Consider the following 6464-nt stretch of genomic DNA (forward strand, 5'->3'; position numbering starts at 1 on the left):
GTCCCATGCACCTGGCAGAAATCAGCTCACAGTGGTCCCATGCTCATGGCAGACGACACGCAATAGCAATAATGCCGCCGACCACAAGACGGTGTTGGCTGGTGCATGTAGTTACCGTTTGCACCCGACTATTAAGTCGAGCGCAAAGTGCTGGTGCGCTCCGATTCTGCGGGACACCCACGAATCCTCGACTACCTGCACAAGCGGTGCCATCTGTACACGAACTGGTTCGGCCTGACCGAGGCCAGACCCGCCACAGTCGGACTGATCCGCGATACCGCGTGGATGCCGTCCTACGACGCCGACGGGCAGGTCCGGCGGGTGGGTGGCCGCGTCAACCGGGTTATGTGCGCTGCTGGGCTGGCCCGACGGGATGCGGTAATCGTCGGGAAGAATGCGCACAGTTCCGGTTCGCCGACTCCAACGGCCGGCGGTTGACCGCGTTCGCCACCAGCGCCGGAACGGGTCAGTTGGCCGACCTGTACTTCGCCACTGCCGGAACCGCTAAGAGGATCGCATCCGCAACGCCAAAGATGCTGCGTTGCAGAACCTTCCGCTGCACGGGTTTGACCAGACCCGGATATGGTGCGCGGTCGTGCGATTCGACATGGAATTGCCGGCACGGCTGCAACTGATCGCACTCCACGACCACGACGCGTGCCGATGAAAAGCCCCAACGGCTAGGACTGCGCCTGTTCTCCATCGCCGCCTGCATCGCCAGCTATGCCCGAAAAACCCGACTCCGACGGTCGGCCCACGCCCCCGGCGGGAGCACTCGACGTCGCCGCCGTGACGCGCCTACAGCCCGGCTGACCAGCACCAACCCGAACCGACAGCCGAACGGCACACCCGGGACCGTGGAACACGCAGCACCCGCTGCGTGGGCGATACCGCTAACGCATACCGGACAATCCAAGATCAACAACCAAATCCGAAACCGCTCATGCCAGCACATCAGGCACGCGAAAGATCCGGGATAGACTCGCATTAGTCATATGCGCATCGACCACGACGTGGAGCGAGGTAGTGCATGCAACATCGGTGCCCAACGTGGGTGCGCGACGATCGGGGTGAGTGATGGACGACCACAAGGCGGACCGCGACAAAGCCCCCGCGCGCCGGCGACCGGCGCGGCCACGCGCCGCCAGGGTGGTCTTGCTTCCCCAACTGATGTCGCTGGCCGCCGAGCGCGCGCCGAGTGCCGATGCGGTGACTTGCGAAGGCCGGAAGAGGTCCTATGAGGATCTGGACAGGCAGTCCTCACAATTGGCGCGCATGCTCATCGGCCGGCGGATCGGCCCCGAGGGCCTGGTAGCGGTCGCGTTGGCCAGGTCGATCGAGTCTGTAACCTCGGTGTGGGGTATCGCGAAATCAGGCGCCGCCTTCGTTCCTATCGACCCCGGTTATCCGGAAGATCGTGTCCTGCACATGCTTACCGATTCGGGCGTCGCGGTCGGCATCACTACGGCCGAGTTCCGGGACGGACTGCCTGCGACTGTGGAATGGATCGTTCTGGACGATCCGGATACTTCTTCGGCGATCTCAAAACTCCCCGACGACTCTATTGCCTTCGGTGACCGGCTATCGCAATTGCGAGCTGAACACCCGGCCTATGTTATCTACACGTCAGGTTCGACTGGGCGTCCGAAGGGCGTCGTTGTAACCCAGGCGGGTTTGGGAGCCTTCTGCGCTGAGCAAGTGGAGCGCTATCAATTGACGTCCGCCTCGCGGACACTGCATTTCGCGTCGCCCAGCTTCGACGCCGCGGTTCTCGAATTGCTCCTGGCAATCGGCGCCAGCTCGACTATGGTCATTGCTCCCGACACGGTGTTCGGTGGATCGGAGCTCGCCGCGCTCATTGCTGAGGAGCGTGTCACCCATGGGTTTATCACTCCGGCGGCCCTGGCGTCCGTGGATCCGAGCGGGCTTGACTCGGTCGAGATGATCGTTGTGGGCGGCGAAGCCTGTCCGCCGGAATTGGTAAGTCGGTGGGGAAGTAAGTGCCGATTCCACAACGGTTATGGTCCGACCGAAACGACGATCATGACGAATATTTCCGAGGCGCTGCAGCCTGGCGAACCGGTGACGATCGGGCGCGGCATTAGGGGTGTATCGAACCAGATTCTCGATGCGAGACTCGGGGAAGTACCGCAGGGCGTTGCGGGCGAGCTGTATTTGGCCGGTCCGGGATTGGCCCGCGGTTACCACGCCCGACCTTCGCTGACTGCCGCGCGTTTCGTCGCAAATCCCTTCGGAGCGCCTGGCGGGCGGCTGTATCGAACGGGCGACATCGTCCGATCGACGCCGAAAAATGAAGTCGAATACGTTGGGCGGAACGACTTTCAGGTAAAGATCCGCGGATACCGGATCGAGCTCGGCGAAATCGACTCCGTTCTCGTTTCGCACCCCGATGTCGATTTCGCGGTCACCGTTGGCCGCGAAATCGGCACCGGCGCCCAAATTCTGGTGTCGTATGTGGTGCCGACTGTCGGCTCGATCGTCGACACGGCCGCCCTGCTTGAGCACGTCGGACAGTCGGTGCCTGGATACATGGTTCCGACAACAATCGCTGTGATCGACAAAATTCCGCTCACTCCGGTCGGGAAGTTAGATCGGGCAGCACTTCCCGCTCCGACTCTCGAACATGCCGAATTCATCGAGCCCACAGCGGGTTTGGAGCAGACGGTCGCCGAGGTTTTCGCCGACGTGCTCGACACGAGTCCTATTGGCGCGCACGACAACTTTTTCGAACTCGGCGGAAACTCCCTGATGGCAACGAGCGTCACGGCGCGGCTGAGTTCGATCCTCGGCTGGCGAATCGGTGCACGGGAGCTGTTCTCGGCGTCTACCGTCGCCGGTCTCGCGGCCCGCATCGAGGCCATGCCCGCGGGGGACCACAAGTCCAAAGAGATTGTGGCGCGTCCTCGCCCGGCGCGGCTACCGTTGTCGTACGCGCAGCAGCGGATGTGGTTTCTCGGGCAGTTCGAGGCCAGCTCGGCGGTCTACAACGTGCCTCTCGTCGTCCGTTTGGTCGGGGATCTCGACACCGATGCGATCAATGCTGCACTCGCGGACGTGATCTCGCGGCACGAATCGTTGCGGACGATATACCCGACCATCGACGGCGAACCCGTTCAGCAGATACTCGACGCGGGCGATGCTGCGATCGAAATTGCGTTTGCGCATGTCGATTCGACCGAGCTGGTCCCCAACGTTGCCGAAGTCGCCGGTCGAGGCTTCGATTTGGCGGGCGAAATTCCCGTGCGGGTAAGTCTTTTCGAAGTCGATCCTTCCGATCATGTTCTCGCCGTGGTGATTCATCACATCGCGTGCGACGGCTCCTCGCTCGGCCCGCTCGCGCGCGACGTCATGATCGCCTATGAGGCGCGGTCGCGCGGCGAGAGCCCGGCATTTGCGCCACTGCCCGTGCAGTACGCCGATTACGCGCTGCGGCAACTGGACTTGCTCGGTTCGGCCACTGACCCGACCTCCGTTGCGGCGCGCCAGATCGCCTACTGGCGCGAGGCACTGGACGGGATTCCGGCGGTACTCGATCTGCCTGCCGACCGCCCCCGGCCGAGCGTTCAGTCCAATCGCGGCGAGTCATTGCAATTCGCACTGGACCAGGGTGCCCACGAGCAGTTGTACAAGCTGGCTCGTGAGCAGAACAGCACACTGTTCATGGTCCTTCACGCAGCGGTTGCGGTTTTGTTGGCCCGACTCTCCGGTTCGGCCGACATTGCGGTCGGAACTCCGATCGCCGGCCGGGGGGACAAGGTACTTGAAGGCCTCATAGGAATGTTCGTCAACACGTTGGTGCTGCGAACCGAAGTCGACTCGAACATCTCGTTCCGCGATCTCGTCGACAACGTTCGGCGCACCGACGTTGCAGCATTCGATCACGCCGAACTTCCCTTCGAGTGGTTAGTCGATGAACTGGCACCGACACGTTCCACGGCCCACTCGCCGCTATTTCAGACCTTGCTCGTTTTGCAGAATTTCGCACAAACACACCTGGAATTGCCAGGTTTGACGCTGCGCGGCGTCGAAGTCGAGACGGAACTTGCGAAGTTCGACCTGCAGTTCACGCTGGAGGAGCAGTTCGACGAGTCGGGTTCGCCGATGGGAATTTCGGGGTCGATAATTTTCGCGACCGATCTCTTCGAGCGAGAAACCGCGACTCGATTTGCCGCTCGCTTCGAGCGGATCGTCGAATCCATCATCGCAAACGTCGATCGCAAGGTAGGCGACATCGACATCCTCGATGCTGACGAACGCGCACTGTTGGCGAGCTATAACGACACCGCTCAGCCCATCGCCGCTGACGTGACGCTTGTTTCGTTGTTCGATGATCAGGTTGTCCGCACGCCCGACGCGGTTGCTGTCGTGTTCGAAAACGAGACACTGACGTATGTGGATCTCGATGAACGAGCGAACAAGATTGCCCGGCACTTGATTTCGCTTGGTGTCGGACCTGAGATCGTGGTAGGCGTTGCCATGAACCGATCGATCGAACTGGTCGTGGCGCTCTACGCGATCCTGAAGGCAGGCGGCGTCTACGTCCCATTGGATCCTGACCAACCCGCCGAACGCCTTGCACACGTTGTCGAGTCAGCCGGCCCGCGCGCAGTCCTCGTGGTGAGCGCCGACGAGGCCGTAATTCCTGCGAGCGTCGAAAGAATCGAGATCGACCGGATCGCGCTCGAACATGTTTCTGGAAGCCGGATTTCGGATGCGGAGCGGACTGCCGCGCTGCGCCCCATGAACACCGCTTACCTCATTTACACCTCGGGCTCGACCGGCCAGCCTAAGGGTGTGGCGCTGCCGCACGCTGCGACGGTCAGCCAACTGCTGTGGGCGCAAGATCGTTACCCGCTCGACGGCACCGACGTCGTTCTGCACAAGACCCCGATTGTCTTCGACATCTCCATCTGGGAAATGCTGTGGACGTTGCACACCGGCGCGGTGATGGTCATTGCGGCGCCGCAGGGACACAAGGATCCCTTCTACCTTTCGCAGATGATCGAACGACACAGTGTGACGACCGTCCACTTCGTTCCGTCGATGCTCGATCTGTACCTCGCGACGGCGCCCGCGGTCGGCGCGAGCCTGCGCCGAGTCTTCGCCGCCGGTGAAGCACTGCAATCCGACCTGGCTGACCGATTTGCAGCGCAGAGTTCTGCGGATTTGCACAATTGGTACGGACCCGCCGAGGTGGAGGTCATCACCGCGTGGAAGCGTAGTCGCGACGAGCAGCGTTCGGCAATGCCGATCGGTAGGCCAGTCTGGAATTCCGGTGTTTACGTGCTGGATTCGCGCTTGAGTCATGTGCCAGCAGGCGTTGCTGGCGAGTTGTACGTTTCGGGTGTCCAGTTGGCGCGCGGCTACTTCGGTCGGGCAGACCTGACTGGTGAACGGTTTGTGGCAAACCCCTTTGCCGTGGGCGAGCGGTTGTACCGGACCGGTGATCTGGTGCGGTGGAACCGGTTCGGTGAGCTGGAATACTTGGGGCGCACGGACTTTCAGGTAAAGGTGCGAGGTCAGCGAGTCGAACTTGGTGAGATCGAGTCCGTATTGCTGGCGGCGGAGTCGGTGGCGCGCGCTGTCGTGGTGGCCCGGGTCGACCCGCGAGTCGGCAGTCAGTTGGTGGGCTACGTGGTTCCTGTCGCGGGGGCCGTGATCGATGTGCGGGATTTGCGAGAGTTCGTGGGGACGCGGGTGCCCTCGTACATGGTTCCGTCGGCAGTGGTGGTCATCGACGAATTCCCGTTGACGGCATCGGGGAAAGTCGATCGGCGGGCGTTGCCGGAGCCCGTGTTCGAAGTGCGGGCGTTTCGGGTGCCGTCGACGCCGGTCGAGGAGATTGTCGCAGGGGTATTCGCGGAATTGCTCGGTGTCGAGCGCGTCGGCGTCAACGACGACTTCTTCGAGTTAGGTGGCAACTCGCTGATCGCCACGCGGGTCGTGGCGCGGTTGGGCGTTGCCTTGGACGCGCGGGTGCCGGTGCGGGTGCTGTTCGAAGCGAGCACCGTCGAGGCCTTGGCCGTGCGGTTGGAACGCCATGTGGGACGCGGTGGCCGGGTGGCGTTGGGGCCGCGAATGCGTCCGGAGCGAGTTCCATTGTCGTTGGCGCAGCAACGAATGTGGTTCTTGAACCGGTTGGAACCAGGCTCGGCAGTCAATAACATTCCGGTGGCGGTCCGGTTGTCGGGCGCCCTGGATATCGAAGCGTTGCGAGCTGCGATCTCGGACGTCGTCGAGCGGCACGAGGTGTTGCGGACGGTGTATCCGGCGATCGATGGCGTTGGCGTACAGGTGGTCGTGCCGACGTCGCAGGCAGTGCCAGACGTAGTGCCGGCAACGGTCGTCGAGGGCGAGTTACTCGCTGCGGTAGCGGGATTGGTCGGCGCTGGGTTCGATGTGACGCAGGCTGTTCCGTTGCGGGTCGGGCTGTTCGCCCTCGG

Annotated in this window: 2 protein-coding genes; both read left to right on the plus strand. The window is 62.4% G+C overall.

The window, feature by feature from the left end:
• The first annotated feature begins 153 nt into the window (after positions 1-153).
• The gene (locus ACHIRB_RS16765; protein ID WP_395126229.1) at positions 154-438 is read left to right on the plus strand and encodes a hypothetical protein; all 285 of its coding nucleotides are present in this window, start codon (positions 154-156) and stop codon (positions 436-438) included.
• 639 nt (positions 439-1077) lie between these two features.
• Positions 1078-6464: amino acid adenylation domain-containing protein (locus ACHIRB_RS16770; RefSeq protein WP_395127728.1), on the plus strand; the 5387-nt coding region annotated here is incomplete at its 3' end.

The sequence above is a fragment of the Antrihabitans spumae genome (genome assembly GCF_043944905.1).
Lineage (GTDB): Bacteria > Actinomycetota > Actinomycetes > Mycobacteriales > Mycobacteriaceae > Antrihabitans > Antrihabitans spumae.